Source organism: Streptomyces sp. NPDC005492, assembly GCF_040605995.1.
Classification (GTDB): domain Bacteria; phylum Actinomycetota; class Actinomycetes; order Streptomycetales; family Streptomycetaceae; genus Streptomyces.
In genome coordinates, this window is record NZ_JBEXDX010000038.1 from 50,302 (window position 1) to 64,382 (window position 14,081).

Below are 14,081 nucleotides of genomic sequence, written 5' to 3' on the forward strand. Positions count from 1 at the left end.
CGCCACCCGCCCGCTCCGTAGCGTCTTCGGCGAGGCACAGGGCGTGCCGCACAGAGGGTGATGGCGATGTTTCGCACCGCACGACGGACGCATGACAAGGGACCCGCCGCCGAGGCGCTGCGGCTGGTCAAGGTGAGTCGGACCTACGGCCATGACGACAGCGCGGTGACCGCCCTGGACGGGGTCACGCTGAGCCTGGAGCGCGGTTCCTTCACCGCGGTGATGGGGCCCTCGGAGTCCGGGAAGTCGACGCTGCTCCAGTGCGCGGCGGGGCTGGACCGGCCGGACGCCGGGATCGTGATGGTCGACGGCGCGGAGCTGACGGGCGGCAGCGAGGCGGAGCTGACCAGGTTCCGGCGCCGGCGGATCGGGTTCGTGTTCCAGCAGTACAACCTTCTCGACACGCTCACCGTCGCGCAGAACACCGTGCTGCCGCTGAAGCTGGCCGGGCGGCGGGTCGATCGCGCGCGGGTCCGGGAGGTCCTGACGTCGGTCGGTCTCGGCGACCGGCTCGGCCACCGGCCCGACCAGCTCTCCGGCGGTCAGCGGCAGCGGGTCGCGATCGCCCGCGCGCTGGTCGCCGAACCCCGGCTGATCTTCGCGGACGAGCCGACCGGCGCCCTGGACACGCGCAGCGCACGGGATGTGCTGCTGCTGTTGCGGGAGGCGGTGCGGGTGCACTGGCGGACCGTGGTGATGGTGACGCACGACCCGGTCGCGGCCTCGTACGCCGACTCGGTGCTGTTCCTCGCGGACGGCCGGATCGCCGGCCGGATGCACGCGCCGACGGTCGACGCGGTCGCCGAGCGGCTGGCGCACCTGGGTGACGACGTGACGGTGGGGGTGTGAGCGATGTTCGTACTGGCGATGCGTTCGATCCGGCAGCGTCCGGGGCGGTTCCTGGCGACCCTGCTGGCCGCGTTCCTGGGCGCGGCGATCATCATGACGTTCAACTCGCTGCACGACACGGCTGCGCAGTCGGGCATCGATTCGGTCAGCGCCGAGACGCTGTCGACGTCGGCGAGCGTGGTCGGCGGCTACGGCACCCTGCTGGTGTTCTTCGCCGTCGCCTCCACCCTCACGGTCAACGTCCGGCAGCGCACAAGGGAGTTGGAGACCCTGCGCTGTTCGGGGGCGACTCCGGCGCAGCTCAAGCGGATGGTCGTGGGTGAGGCGGTGGCCGTCGCCCTGGTGGGCGCGGTGCTCGCCGTCGGTCCGGCGATGCTGGGGGGACGGGCGCTGCTCGGGGTGTTCCAGGACAGCGGTCAGGTCGCGCGGTCCGTCGACTACTCCTTCGGTCCCTTCGCGTTGCAATCGGGCCTCGGCATCACGCTGCTCGCCGCGGCGGGCGCAGCGTTCCTGGCCGTACGGCGGGCGACGCGCGGGCAGCGGCAGCGGGGCCGGGCGCGGACGTTCCTCGCCTACGCCGCGCTCGTCGCGGGAGTTGGATCGATCACGGCGACGTTCGCCTTCTCCTCGACGGACGCGGCGCTGATGGCGGCACCGGCGTACGGGGCGATCCTGCTGTCGGTGGGGCTGGCCCTGCTGGCGCCACGGCTGCTGAAGGGACTGCTCGACCGGCTCCAACTGGCAGGCGCTAGCGGCTGGTTGGCCGTCCGGAATCTGCGCGAGCGGGCCGATCGGCTCGCCGGGATCCTGATGTCGCTGATCCTGTTCACGGCGGTGGCCACGGCGACCCTGTACATGCAGGCGGTGGAGAGCGACGCCGTGCGGGACTCGGGCCTGGCGAAGTCGGTGGACGCGAAGAACCTGGAGACGCTCAACCTCACGGTCGTCGGGATCATCGTGGTCTTCGTCTGCGTGATGCTGGTCAACTCGCTGTACGCGGAGACGACTTACCGCGCCCGGGAGTTCGGCGGGCAGCGTCTGGCGGGCGCGACTCCGGGGCAGGTGCTGCGCACGGTGGGCACCGAGACGGCGATCCTCACGGTGACCGGGGTGGTGTCCGGCACGGTGGCCGCGCTCGCCGGGATCGTCCCCTTCACCGTGGTCCGCACGGAATCGGTACTGCCGCACCAGGGGCTCGGGATCTGGCTGGCGGTCGTCGCGGTGGCGGCCACGGTGACGCTGGGGACCAGCCTGCTGACGGCACGGCGGGTGCTGCGCACGCCTGCGGTGGAGTCGGTGGCCCTGGCCGCGTGAGCAGAGCCGGTCGGACCGGGGCGGTCGCTACGGCGGCCGCCCCCGCCGCGTGCTTGCTTCTACTTCACGCCCGCCGCGTCCAGCAGCACCCGCACGGTCTCCGTCGTCAGCCCGTCGTCCAGCGTCTCCACCTTGGCACCGGCACGGGCGCTCGCACCGTCGAAGATCAGCATCAACTGTCGTGCCAGCAGCTCGGGATCGCGCGCGCCGCCCAGCTCGGCCTGCGCGCGGAAGGCGTCCCGCAACGCCTCCTTGGCGGTGCGGGCGACCACGCTCGCCGGGTGCGCCGGGTCCTTCAGCTCCACCAGCGTGGCGAGGAAGGCGCAGCCCTGGTAGTCGGGCTCGGTCGAGGCCTGTTCCGCCTGCTCGAAGACGTAGAGGATGCGCTCGCGGGGCGTACCGGCGTCGTCCGGGCCGGGGGTGAGCCGCGCCGCGTACCCGGGGGCGCGCCGCTCAAGGCTCGCGGCCAGGACCTCGTCCTTGCTGTCGAAGAGCTGGTACATCGACCGCTTCGAGACGCCGGCGGACCGGCACAGCGCCTCCACTCCGATGGAGACGCCGTCGCGGTAGAACAGCTCGGCCGCCGCGTCGAGCAGCCGGTCTCGGGGGGACGCCTTGTCTGTCGTGGTGGCCATAGTGCGAGGTTACCGCGCCGGAGGCCGAGAGGAAACCGATCGGTGTACACGCTTGCGCGGCGGCCCGGTCGAGGGTGACAGTAGGGGTGAACAAGCGCTTGGACATGTTGCCCGCTGCCGATGCACCATCCGTGATCCGCCGGAGGCCCCGTTGTTCCGTTCCGTCGACGAAGTCGCCGCGCGCCTCGCCGAGACCGGCTATCTGGCCTCGCCCGCGGTCGCCACGACCGTCTTTCTCGCCGACCGTCTCGGCAAGCCGCTCCTCGTCGAGGGCCCGGCCGGTGTCGGCAAGACGGAGCTCGCCAAGGCCGTCGCCGAGGTCGCGGGAGCGGAACTGGTCCGGCTCCAGTGTTACGAGGGCGTCGACGAGTCCCGGGCACTGTACGAGTGGAACCACGCCAAGCAGTTGCTGCGGATCAGCGCGGGCCGCGACGAGAGCTGGGACGAGACGCGCACCGACATCTTCAGCGAGGAGTTCCTGCTCCCCCGCCCGCTGCTCACGGCGATCCGCGGCGACGACCCGAAGGTCCTGCTGATCGACGAGACCGACAAGGCGGACGTCGAGGTGGAGGGCCTGCTGCTGGAGGTGCTGAGCGACTTCCAGGTCACCGTCCCGGAGTTGGGCACCATCACCGCGACCCGCCGCCCCTTCGTGGTCCTCACCTCGAACGCGAGTCGTGAACTCTCCGAGGCCCTGCGCCGCCGCTGCCTGTTCCTCCATATCGGCTTCCCCGACGAGGAGTTGGAGCGTCGGATCGTACGGCTGAAGGTGCCGGGGCTCGGCGAGGCGCTGGCCGGGTCGGTGGTCCGGGTGGTCGGGGCGCTGCGGGAGATGGAGCTGCGGAAGGTGCCGTCGGTGGCCGAGACCATCGACTGGGCCCGCACCCTCCTGGCGCTCGGCGCCGACACACTCGACGAGACCCTCGTACGGGACACCCTCGGCGTGCTCCTCAAGCACCAGGACGACATCCTCAGGGCGGCGGCCAAGCTCGACCTGGACGCCGTGTGACCGCCGCCGATGTCGCCGAGCGGTTGACGGGCCTCGTCGGTGCGCTGCGCGCGCACGGTCTGCGCATAGGGACCGGCGAGACCGTGGACGCGGCGCTGGCGATGGAAGCGCTCGGGTTCACGGACCGCGAGCTGCTCCGCGAGGGACTGGCCGCGACGCTGCTGCACGGGACGGCCGGGCGCCCGGTGTTCGACCCCGTCTTCGACCTCTACTTCCCGCGCGGCATCGGAGCACCGCGGGGCGAGCCCACCAGCCGCGACGACCTTCGCGACCGGCTCGCGGCGGCACTCACCGCCAACGACCGTGCTCTGATGGGGCAGTTGGCGGCGGAGGCCGTCGACGGTTTCGGCGGCTACGGCAACTCCCCCGCGTCGGACGGCTGGTCGTCGCACCAGACCCTGGAGTGGCTGCGACCGCAGACGCTGCTGGCCCGGGTGCGGACGAGCATCCAGGCGCAGGGCGGGGACGCCGGGTTCACCGACCGGCTGCTCGACGACGAGATCCGGCAGCGCATCGAGGGCTTCCGGCGGCAGGTCGCCGCCGAGGCGCGGCGCCGGGTCGCCGAGCGGCGCGGGCGGGACGAGATCGCCCGGCGGGCGGTGGCGCCGACGGCCGACCGCGTCGACTTCCTGTTCGCCGGACGGGCCCAACTGGCCGAGCTGCGCAGGGCCGTTCAGCCGCTGGCCCGGAAGCTGGCCACCCGGCTCGCGGCGCGCCGCCGCCGCGCCTCGCGGGGCACGATCGACCTCCGGCGCACGCTGCGCGGTTCGCTCTCCACGGGCGGGGTGCCGATGCGGCCGGTGTTGCGCCGCCGCCGGCCGGTCCGGCCCGAACTGGTGCTGCTCTGCGATGTGTCGGGCTCGGTGTCGGGCTTCTCCGACTTCACGATGCTGCTGGTGCAGGCGCTGCACGACCAGTTCAGCAAGGTGCGCGTGTTCGCCTTCGTCAACCGGCTCGACGAGGTGACCCCGCTCCTCGTGCACGGCACGGCGGACCCCGAGGGCCTCGGCACCCGCATTCGCGACGAGGCCACCCTCACCGGCTGGCACGGCAGCAGCGACTACGGCGTCGCCCTGGGCGAGTTCGCGGAGCGCTACGGCGACGCGGTCGGCCCGCGCACGACCGTGTTCGTCCTCGGTGACGCCCGCACCAACATGAGCGACCCGAATCTCCCGGCCGTCCGGCACATCGCCGAACGGGCCCGCCGCGTCTACTGGTTGAACCCCGAGCAGCGCTCCCGGTGGGGCACCGGCGACTCGGCCGCGCCCCACTACGCGGAGCTGGTCGAGATGCACGAGTGCCGCAACACCCAGCAACTCAGCGCGCTGATCGGGAGGTTGCTGCCGGTCTGACTAGACCGCCGCCAACTGCGGGTAGAGCGCGCCGCCTTCGGCGGACAGTCCGGCCTTGACCTGCCGGGTCAGGTCGTCGGCCAGTACCTCGAAGGCGCCGGACTCGATGCCGTCGAGGGCCTGCGCCGCCACGCTCTCGGGCGTGGACTTGGGCCCGTCGACATGCGCGGCCATGTCCGTGTCGACGTAGCCGACATGCAGTCCGGTGACCTCGATGCCGCGCGGCTTCAGGTCCAGGCGCAGGGAGTTGGTCTGCGACCAGAAGGCGGCCTTGGAGGCGCTGTAGGAGCCGGCGATGCCGACCCAGGACAGCACCGAGTGGAAGTTGAGGAGGTGGCCGCCGCCGTTGCGCTCGATGATCGGCACGAAGGCGCGCGTCACCAGCAGGGGGCCGTAGAAGTTGGTCTCGAACTCGCGGCGGATGTCCTCGACGGGCGAATCCAGGAAGTTCGCGTTCACCGAGGCACCGGCGTTGTTGATCAGGATGGTGACGTCCTGCGCCTGTTCGGCCGCAGCCGCGACGGACGCGGGGTCGCTGACCTCCAGTGCCAGCGGCACGGCGTCCGGGTGGGTGACGGTCTTCGGGTCGCGGGCGGTGGCGTACACCTTCTTGGCGCCCCTCTCGTACAGCGCCGTCACCAGTGCGCGGCCGATACCGCGGCTGCCGCCGGTGACGAGGACGACGGAACCTTCGATGCTGGTCATGGAGATCTCCCGGAGCTGGGGTCAGCCGTGGCAGCCGCATGGAAGGCGGCTTGGAAACCGATCGGTTTTCTCAGCTCGACCCACAGTAAACCGATCGGTTTCTGCAAGCAAGCGGGCAGATCACCCCAGCGCGCGATGATGTACGGCATGAGCGACCCCCACGTGGAACTGGCCGCCTTCCCCACTCCCGTCGAACCGGCGCCCCGACTGGCCACCGCGATCGGGCTCGGCCCGGACGACCTGTGGATCAAGCGTGACGACCTGACCGGCCTCGGAGGTGGCGGCAACAAGATCCGCAAACTGGAGTGGACCGTGGGCGCGGCGCTCGCCGAGGGCGCGGACACCCTGGTCACCACCGGCGCCCCGCAGAGCAACCACGCCCGTCTGACCGCGGCCGCCGGAGCCCGGCTGGGTCTGGACGTGGTGCTGGTGCTGCGCGGATCGCCAGGTATGTCGCGCTCGGGGAACCTCGCCCTCGACGGGCTGTTCGGCGCCCGGATCTCCTGGGCGGGCGAGGTGGACCAGGCCGGACTGGACCGGGCGGCGACCGAGGTCAGCGAACAAGTGCGGAGCACTGGTGCCAGGCCCGCGCTGATCCCGTTCGGCGGTTCCAGCGCGCTCGGCGCACGCGGATACGCGCGCTGCGGCGAGGAGTTGCGCCATCAGCTCCCCGATCTCCGCACCGCTGTCGTGGCGTTGGGTTCGGGCGGCACGATGGCCGGGCTGGTGGTCGCGCTCGGAGCGGAGGCGGTCCTCGGGGTCGACGTCGGCGCGCTGCCCGAACCGGCCCTGGCCGTAAGCGAGTTCGCCGGACTGAATTCACCAAGCGGACTGCGGGTACGTCGGGACCAGATCGGCGCCGGCTACGCCACACTCACCGCACCGACCGCCGAAGCCCTCGCCCTCGCCGCGCGCACCGCCGGGCTCGTGCTCGACCCGACGTACACGGGACGGGCGATGGCCGGACTGATCGCGGCCGTCCGGGACGGCGACATCAGGCCGGGCGAGCGGACCGCGTTCGTGCACACGGGCGGACTGCCCGGCCTGTTCGGGCACGCGGAGGCCGTCGCGTACGCCGAGGAGAGGGTCGTCGAGTACCGGGCATGACATACGCGCCCGGCGGGTGCGGTGCCGCGGGGCGCGTATATCCGGAGGGACTACGGGGCCTTCGCGTAGTCCGTGGCCATGGCGCCGGCGAAGTCGTACACGATCACCTGTTCGTCGCCGACGACCCATGCGTCGTGTCCGGGCGGACAGACGAAGACGTCGCCGGGGCCCACTTCGCCCTCGCCGCCTTCGTCCATGACGAGGTGCATCCGCCCCTGGACCACATAGCCGTTGTGGTGGATCTCGCAACTCTTGGTGCCCGCGATCGGGCCCACGGACTCGGACCAGCGCCAGCCCGGCTCGAAGGTGCCCACCGCGAAGTCGAGTCCGCTGAGGTGGACGGCTTCGAGGTGGCCGCGCGGGAAGTCACGTCGCTCGTCCGGCTTCTCGACCGTCTTCACTTCCAGCATGACGGCTGCCTCCATTCCGGCCGTGCACAGCACGGCCGGGGCCGGTCTCCGTCTCCCGGCGGCCCCGAACGGCGCCGGCGCTCCGGCGGGGGCCGCGCCCCACCACTCCATCGTCTTCCTGTCCACCCGGGAGCGCCATTCGGGGGAACACCTAAGGGAACACCGTCACAACGCGCCGCCGGTGCACAACCGCGCGAAACGCTCGCTGTCGATGTTGCCGCCCGAGACGATCATCCCGATCCGGCCGGTGACCCGGCCCGCGCGTCCGGCGAGGAGCGCGGCCAGCGGGGTGGCGCCGCTCGGTTCGACGACGATCTTCAGCCGCTCGAAGGCGAACCGCATCGCGGCCTTGATCTCCTCGTCGCTCACCAGCGCGATCTCGTCGACCAGCCGGCGGTTCACGGAGAAGGTCAGCTCGCCGGGCGTCTCGGCCGCCTGCCCGTCGGCGATGGTGCGCGGCACCGGAATGGTCACGCGCCGGCCCGCCTCCAGGGATCGCTTGGTGTCGTCCCCGGCCTCCGGCTCGACGCCGATCACGCGGGTGCCCGGGTGCAGTCCCTTGACGGCGGTGGCCGTCCCGGCGATCAGCCCGCCACCACCCACGGGCGTCAGCACGGCGTCCAACTCCCCCACTTCTTCGACGAGTTCGAGTGCCGCCGTGCCCTGCCCCGCCATGACGTGCGGATGCTCGTAGGGCGGGATGAGGCAGAGCCCGCGCTCGGCCGCGAGGGCCTGACCGATGGATTCCCGGTCGCCGGTGTAGCGGTCGTAGGTGACGATCTCGGCGCCGTACCCCTCGGTGGCGGCCCGCTTGGAGGCCGGGACGTCCTCGGGCATGAGGATCACCGCGGTGGTCCCGAGTTCGCGGGCGGCGAGGGCGACGGCCTGGGCGTGGTTGCCGGAGGAGTAGGCGGCGATGCCCCGGGCCAGTTGCTCCGGTGTCAGCCGGGAGGCCGCGTTGTAGGCGCCACGGAACTTGAAGGCGCCGATCCGCTGGAAGTTCTCGCACTTCAGGAACACCTCGGCGCCGACGAGTCGGTCCAGGGTGCGCGAGCGCAGCACCGGTGTGCGGTGGGCGGCGCCCTTGATCTGCGCGGCGGCGTCGCGGACGTCGTCGAGGGTGATGGGCGGGGTGCTGGTCGTCACGCGTCTCCTCCAGTGGAAGCGGAACCGGGATCGGCAGGCGTGGCCGTCGCCGCCCGGGTCTGCGCGAGGTAGCTGTAGGCGGAGGCCCGGGAGATGCCCAGCCGGACGGCGACCTGCTCGATGGCCCGGCGTACGGCGAAGACCCCGTGCTCGTCGAGGCTGCGGAACAGCTCCAGCCGCTGCCCGCGGTCGAGTTGGGCCCAGGTCCTGCTCTGCCGTAGCTGGTGGGTGTCGACGATGGCCCCGACGACGGAGTCGATGTCGTTGCCGAAGGTGGTGGTGGTCGACGTCTCCGCCACGATCCCCGCGCCGACCCCGGCCAGCAGGGCCTGCGCCTGCTGTACGGCGGTGACGTCGACGTTGACGCACAGCGCGCCGAACACCGCGCCGGTGGAGTCCCGCAGCACCATCGTGGACGACTTGAGCTGGTGCCCGCCCTTGGTCCGGGTGAGGTAGTTCAGCTCGTCGGCGGCCTCGTCCCCGCGCGCCAGCACCCGCAGCCCGATCTCGCTCATCGCGCCGCCCACCGAGCGCCCGGTCAGGGCTCCGGCGACGGCGACCACCGACTTCTCCGGGGTGCGGTAGTCGTGCAGGACCACCTCGCAGACGGGGCCGAACGTCGTCGCGATCCCATCGGCGACGGGCCTCAACGCGCCGATGATCGCGTCCCGTTCGGCGTCCAGGGCCGGATTGCCGTCCGCCATTCCCACCTCGCGAAGTCAGACTGTAAGTCCAGAGACTATACCCACAGTCCAGAACATCGCTCGGTCACCATCGGCTTCCTCCACGCAAGATCTTCTCTTTATCGATACAACGAGCCAGTTCGACACCCTGGACCACATTCGACATACGGCACAAGAGATGTGGCATGTCCGCGTGCCCCGCATCCGCAGGGCACGCGGACACATCACGCGGGGAGCGACAGGATCGTGAACGAGTACGGTTCGACGCTGACCGGCTCCGACAGATCGCACCGCGAGCCGACCGGCACGGCCGGGGCCGGCTCGAACGCGGCGCCCGCGCCCGGCGGGGCCGTCAGCGTGGTCCGGGAGGCGCCCGTCGCACCCGTCACGCCGGTGATAGCAAGGGACGTCCGGACAGCCCGATCCGTCGCGTTGACGATCTTGACGTGGACCGTGCCGGTGTCGCTGTCGCGGACCGCCGTGGCGGAGAAGCGCTCCTCGATAGGGTCGGGACTGGTGACGTCGTGCACGACGACGCCGTCCAACAGACAGGTGATGCGTCGGCCCCGGCCCAGTACCCGGATCTCCAGGTCGTACAGGCGATCCGTCTCGACGGAGAACGGGATCGGCTCGACGGCCTCGTCGAGGTCGCCGTCGGCCCGGTAGTACAGGCTGAGGAAGCGGTTCTTCCAGGTGCCGAAGCTCCACTCGAAGTGGTCGGGGCCGTCGACGTCGCCGAACGCCACCGCGAAGCCCTCGTCCCCTCGGGTCTGGCAGGCCTGGAGGGTGATCGTGTAGTCCTCGTCCTCCGTGCCGACGGGGAAGCGGAAGGAGGTGGTCTCGGCGTCGACGGCGGCCGACAGGGGTTCGGAGCCGTTGAGGCGCAGCCCGGTGAAGGCCACGTCGGCGTCGGCGGCCCGTACCGACACCGATGCCTCGCGCTGCGGTGGGCGGGTGAACTGCGGGCCGCCGGTGACGGTGACCGGCAGGGAGTGGTCGCCGACCGCCGTGGCGTGCATCTGCTGGACGTAGTAGTTCAGCGACGGCAGCACGCGCTCGTTGTCGAAGTAGATGAGGTCCGGGACCCACTGGGTGCGGTCGACCTTTGCCAGCAGCGGGGCGTAGGAAGCGAGGCGGACGATGTCGCCGTTGCGTTCCATGCCCATCATGTAGGCAGCCTCCGCAAGGGCGTTGAGCATGGTGTTGCCCTTGGAGCCGTACTCGCCGAGATAGACGCCGGGACCGCCGCGGTCGTAGGCGTCGAAGCGGTCGAGGTTCTCGAAGAACCACTTGGGCGATTTGTACGAGTGCTCGTCCACGAGGTCCACGGCGAGGTCGCGGGCGAAGCTCCAGCCCTGTTCGTAGTCGTCGCCGAAGGGGCTCGGGCCGGCGGTGCCGATGAGGGTGAGTTCGGGGTGCTTGCCGCGGACCGCCTGGTAGATGCGCTCGAACCGGTTCCGGAAGACGGCGTTCACCTTGTCCTCGTTGCCGATGGCCAGGTACTCCAGGCCGAAGGGCTCCGGGTGGCCCAGCTCCGCGCGACGCGCGCCCCACAGGGAGTCGACCGGTCCGTTGGCGAACTCGACGAGGTCGAGCACCTCTTGGACGTAGTCGTCCATCTCGTCGTCGGGAATCGCCTGCGGACCGCCCTCGGTGTTCTGGCAGCACACCCCGGCGGCGAGGACCGGCAGCGGTTTGGCGCCGATCCGCTCGCAGAACCGGAAGTACTCGAAGTAGCCGATGCCCATGGACTGGTGGTAGCCCCAGATGTTGAAGTTCTGCCGCCGCGAGGGGAGTTCACCGATGGTGTCTTTCCAGCGGTACATGTTCTGCAGGCCGAGGCCGTGGGCGACGCAGCCCCCGGGGAAGCGGACGAAACGGGGCTTCAACTCCGCGATGGCCTCGGCGAGATCGCGGCGCAGTCCGTTGCGCTCGCCCGCGAACGTGTCCGTCGGGAACAGGGACACGAAGTCGACACCAACCTCGACGCCGACCTCTGCGGAGGCGTCGACCGTGAGCACAAGCCGTGCGGCGCCGCAGGACCGGTCGACGGTCAGGACGCCTTCATAGGACTCCCATTGGCCGGATACTGAAGGGAAGCCAAGGTCAGCGATCAACTCCCCGTCCTCGTCGGCCAGTTCGACCCGGAGTGCGGCGGGGGCGTCGGAGAACGAGCGCGCGTACACGCTGAAGCGGTACGAGCCCCCCTCGGCGACGTTGATTCCGTCGAATCCCTCGTTCACCAGGGCGACGCTTCCGGCCGGCACGGAGGTGCGCAGGACGGCGTAGTGCGGTGACTGCGGGGCGACCGGATCCTCGGTCCGAAGAGTCACCTCCCCGGAGTCGGCGGGCTCGGCGCGCACGCTCCAACCGGTCAGGGCGTGCCACTCGGGGCGGTCGCGTGCGCTGTAGTCGAAGGACCGGTTCTGCACCAGCTCGCCGTAAAGGCCGCCGTCCGCCGAGTAGTTGATGTCCTCGAAGAAGATTCCCCACAGGTCGCGCGAGATGGGCCTGCCCGGCGCACCGGCGTCCACCACGATGCTCGTCGGCGTCAGGCTGCTGTCGCCCTCGGTCGCCGATCCTGTTTCGATGCCCATAAGTGACCCCTTCTCTGGGGGAGTTGGCGCGGACCCGATCCGGGTGGAGTGAGGCTCCGGCCGGCACGTGCCGTCAAATTCGTTATTTCCGGGGCATTGCCAGCGGCGATCCAGACTGTAACGATACACACCGCGCCGGGGCAATGCCCCGGTACAAGATCCGGTCCATGGGTGGGGAGGTGCCTGTGAGCGTCGATGTCGCGTCGGGATCGGCCCGCCGAGGGACGGGCCACGGCTCAGTGGCCGGGTGTCCGGCCCACCGTGGATTCCCGGGCCACGACGGTGAAAGGACTCACGTGTTCCTTCACCCCGCCCTCCGGCGTCTGCCCCGCGATACGGGCGACCAGCCGGTCCACGGCGACCCGGGCCATGGCCCGGTGGTCGGGGTCGACGGTGGAGAGCGAGGGAACGGTGTACGAGCCTTCGTCGATGCCGTCGAACCCGATGACCTTCACCTGGTCGGGCACGGCGATGTCGAGGTCGGCCAGACCGCGCAGCACGCCGATCGCGACGGTGTCGGTCACACAGAAGATGCCGTCGAAGTGGGCCCCGCCGCGGACCAGGGAGCGGACGGCCCGCGCCCCGCTGCGCATGGTGAACTCGTCGAGATGGACGACCAGTTCGGGGTGGACGTCGAGTCCGGCCTCGGCCAGTGCCTGCTGGTAGCCGGTGAAGCGCAGGCTGGACATGTCGATCTCGTCGGAGGGCGGGCCGTAGAGGATGGCCACCCTGCGGCAGCCGTTCTCGATCAGGTGGGCCGTGGCGGCCCGGGCGCCGTCCACGTTGGGCATGGCGACATGGTCGACCGGGCCCTCGAAGATGCGCTCACCGAGCAGGACGACCGGGTAGTCCAGGCGGAACAGGTCGGTGTCGGCCTGGCCCATGCCGACGGTGCTGAGGATGAGGCCGTCGTAGAGCCGGTTCCTGGACATCGCGAGCGCGTCCAGCTCGTTCTCCCGGGACGCCCCGGTCTGCTCGAGGACCACCCGCAGTTGCTGGTCGGCGGCTGCCTTGATGATCTCCGCGGCCAGTTGGCCGTTGTAGGGCCGGTCGACCTCGGGCACCGCCAGACCGATCGTCCCGGTACGGCCGCGGCGCAGGTTGCGGGCGGCCACGTTGACGGTGTAGCCGAGCCGGGCTATGGCCTCCAGCACCTTGGCCCGGGTCGTGGATCTGACGTTCGGGTGGTCATTGATGACGTTGGACACCGTCATCGGCGAGACGCCGGCCTCTTTGGCGACGTCTTGTATCGTTACCAATTTTTTCTCTTCCTCCTCGGAACGACAGGATTTCAGTCTGACATGGATGATCTCGCAGCGGATCAACCCGCCGTCGCAATGCCCGTCGGCTCCCCCGTCCCCGGATATTTCGCGGACCCCGCACTCGTGGCGTTCGACGGGCGGTACTACGTCTATCCCACGACCGACGGCAGTGACCAGTGGGCGGCCACCGCGTTCCGGGCGTTCTCCTCGGGCGACCTGCTCGACTGGGAGGACCACGGAGTCGTCCTCGAACTGGGCCGTGACGTGACCTGGGCACAGCGGCACGCCTGGGCGCCGGCCGCCGCCCACCGCGCCGGGCGCTACTACCTGTACTTCACGGCACGCACCGACAGCATCGGCGTGGCCGTGGCGGACTCGCCGCTCGGTCCCTTCCGCGACCTGGGCAGGCCGTTGATCGAGGCCGACCGTTTCGAGGGCCGGGCGATCGACCCGTCGGTGTTCACCGACGACGACGGCACGGCCTACCTCTACTGGGGAAACGGCACGGCCCACGGGGTGCCGCTCAACGAGGACATGACGTCCTTCGACGCGTCCCGGGTCGCCAGTTGGACGCCCACGGATTTCCGTGAAGCCGCGCATGTACACAGACGCGGTGACGTGTACTACTTGTCCTGGTCCGTGGACGACACCCGCGACGAGAACTACCGGGTCCTCTACGCCACCGGCCCCGGACCGCTCGGCCCCTGGACCGATCGCGGTGTGCTGCTGGAGAAGGCCGCCGACCGCGGCATCCTGGCGACCGGCCACCACTCGGTCCTCAACATCCCCGGCACGGACGAGTGGGTCATCGCCTACCACCGTTTCGCGATCCCCGGCGGCGACGGCTTCCACCGCGAGCTCGCCTTCGACCTTCTGCACCACCAGGCGGACGGGTCGATCACCAGGGTCGTTCCGGCCTCCGCACCCCTGTGCATCCCACTTCAGGACGGGTGAAGACACGGGTGCCGAACGCAGTGAGAAATCCGCTCGAGAAGAACCCTCATCACAACAG

General features: G+C 70.6%; 13 protein-coding genes. 6 read left to right on the top strand and 7 right to left on the bottom strand.

The features are described from left to right. Window positions 1-66: 66 nt before the first annotated feature. Both ABZT04_RS35310 and ABZT04_RS35315 read left to right on the top strand, forming a co-directional pair. A complete protein-coding gene (locus ABZT04_RS35310; RefSeq protein WP_356061627.1) occupies window positions 67-849 on the top strand; it encodes an ABC transporter ATP-binding protein in 783 nt (260 codons plus the stop codon). A gap of 3 nt (window positions 850-852) precedes the next feature. After that, window positions 853-2,163, top strand: a complete 1,311-nt coding sequence (locus ABZT04_RS35315; protein ID WP_356061630.1) for an FtsX-like permease family protein — start codon at window positions 853-855, stop codon at window positions 2,161-2,163. Window positions 2,164-2,222: 59 nt separating this feature from the next. Here the strand turns inward: ABZT04_RS35315 and ABZT04_RS35320 are convergent, their stop codons facing one another. Beyond that, window positions 2,223-2,798, bottom strand: coding sequence for a TetR/AcrR family transcriptional regulator (locus ABZT04_RS35320; RefSeq protein WP_356061633.1), 576 nt, complete (start codon window positions 2,796-2,798; stop codon window positions 2,223-2,225). A 151-nt stretch (window positions 2,799-2,949) separates the two neighbouring features. Between ABZT04_RS35320 and ABZT04_RS35325 the strand changes: the two genes are divergently transcribed. Next, on the top strand, window positions 2,950-3,807 hold the full coding sequence (locus tag ABZT04_RS35325) for a MoxR family ATPase (RefSeq protein ID WP_356061636.1): 858 nt from the start codon (window positions 2,950-2,952) through the stop codon (window positions 3,805-3,807). Further along, window positions 3,804-5,159, top strand: a complete 1,356-nt coding sequence (locus ABZT04_RS35330; protein WP_356061639.1) for a VWA domain-containing protein — start codon at window positions 3,804-3,806, stop codon at window positions 5,157-5,159. Before ABZT04_RS35325 ends, ABZT04_RS35330 begins: the two co-directional genes overlap by 4 nt. On the opposite strand, the gene ABZT04_RS35335 is transcribed toward ABZT04_RS35330, so the two are convergent. Further along, entirely contained in the window at window positions 5,160-5,864 is a 705-nt protein-coding gene (locus ABZT04_RS35335; RefSeq protein ID WP_356061642.1) for an SDR family oxidoreductase, read from the bottom strand. A 147-nt stretch (window positions 5,865-6,011) separates the two neighbouring features. Between ABZT04_RS35335 and ABZT04_RS35340 the strand changes: the two genes are divergently transcribed. Then, complete coding sequence (locus ABZT04_RS35340) at window positions 6,012-6,971, top strand: D-cysteine desulfhydrase family protein (protein ID WP_356061646.1); 960 nt, start codon at window positions 6,012-6,014, stop codon at window positions 6,969-6,971. Between the two features lie 50 nt (window positions 6,972-7,021). On the opposite strand, the gene ABZT04_RS35345 is transcribed toward ABZT04_RS35340, so the two are convergent. From ABZT04_RS35345 to ABZT04_RS35365, 5 genes are all read right to left on the bottom strand, one after another. Then, window positions 7,022-7,381 carry a cupin domain-containing protein gene (locus ABZT04_RS35345; protein WP_355910871.1) on the bottom strand — a complete coding sequence of 120 codons (360 nt, stop codon included), beginning with the start codon at window positions 7,379-7,381 and terminating at the stop codon, window positions 7,022-7,024. Between the two features lie 165 nt (window positions 7,382-7,546). Next, on the bottom strand, window positions 7,547-8,527 hold the full coding sequence (locus ABZT04_RS35350) for a threo-3-hydroxy-L-aspartate ammonia-lyase (protein ID WP_356061649.1): 981 nt from the start codon (window positions 8,525-8,527) through the stop codon (window positions 7,547-7,549). Then, window positions 8,524-9,231: a helix-turn-helix transcriptional regulator gene (locus tag ABZT04_RS35355; RefSeq protein WP_356061652.1), complete on the bottom strand. Its 708-nt coding sequence runs from the start codon at window positions 9,229-9,231 to the stop codon at window positions 8,524-8,526. Before ABZT04_RS35355 ends, ABZT04_RS35350 begins: the two co-directional genes overlap by 4 nt. A gap of 203 nt (window positions 9,232-9,434) precedes the next feature. Next, the gene (locus ABZT04_RS35360; RefSeq protein ID WP_356061655.1) at window positions 9,435-11,807 is read right to left on the bottom strand and encodes an alpha-L-arabinofuranosidase C-terminal domain-containing protein; all 2,373 of its coding nucleotides are present in this window, start codon (window positions 11,805-11,807) and stop codon (window positions 9,435-9,437) included. A gap of 236 nt (window positions 11,808-12,043) precedes the next feature. Next, a complete protein-coding gene (locus ABZT04_RS35365) occupies window positions 12,044-13,066 on the bottom strand; it encodes a LacI family DNA-binding transcriptional regulator (RefSeq protein ID WP_356061657.1) in 1,023 nt (340 codons plus the stop codon). 42 nt (window positions 13,067-13,108) lie between these two features. Here ABZT04_RS35365 and ABZT04_RS35370 point away from each other — a divergent pair, with 42 nt between their 5' ends. Continuing rightward, a complete protein-coding gene (locus ABZT04_RS35370) occupies window positions 13,109-14,023 on the top strand; it encodes a family 43 glycosylhydrolase (RefSeq protein ID WP_356061660.1) in 915 nt (304 codons plus the stop codon). Window positions 14,024-14,081 lie beyond the last annotated feature (58 nt).

Bases quoted from the DNA above. Each gene is read 5' to 3' on its own strand.
- ABZT04_RS35310 (WP_356061627.1), top strand. From the start codon at position 67: ATGTTTCGCACCGCACGACGGACGCATGACAAGGGACCCGCCGCCGAG.
- ABZT04_RS35315 (WP_356061630.1), top strand. From the start codon at position 853: ATGTTCGTACTGGCGATGCGTTCGATCCGGCAGCGTCCGGGGCGGTTC.
- ABZT04_RS35320 (WP_356061633.1), bottom strand. From the start codon at position 2,798: ATGGCCACCACGACAGACAAGGCGTCCCCCCGAGACCGGCTGCTCGAC.
- ABZT04_RS35335 (WP_356061642.1), bottom strand. From the start codon at position 5,864: ATGACCAGCATCGAAGGTTCCGTCGTCCTCGTCACCGGCGGCAGCCGC.
- ABZT04_RS35340 (WP_356061646.1), top strand. From the start codon at position 6,012: ATGAGCGACCCCCACGTGGAACTGGCCGCCTTCCCCACTCCCGTCGAA.
- ABZT04_RS35345 (WP_355910871.1), bottom strand. From the start codon at position 7,381: ATGCTGGAAGTGAAGACGGTCGAGAAGCCGGACGAGCGACGTGACTTC.
- ABZT04_RS35355 (WP_356061652.1), bottom strand. From the start codon at position 9,231: ATGGCGGACGGCAATCCGGCCCTGGACGCCGAACGGGACGCGATCATC.
- ABZT04_RS35360 (WP_356061655.1), bottom strand. From the start codon at position 11,807: ATGGGCATCGAAACAGGATCGGCGACCGAGGGCGACAGCAGCCTGACG.
- ABZT04_RS35370 (WP_356061660.1), top strand. From the start codon at position 13,109: ATGGATGATCTCGCAGCGGATCAACCCGCCGTCGCAATGCCCGTCGGC.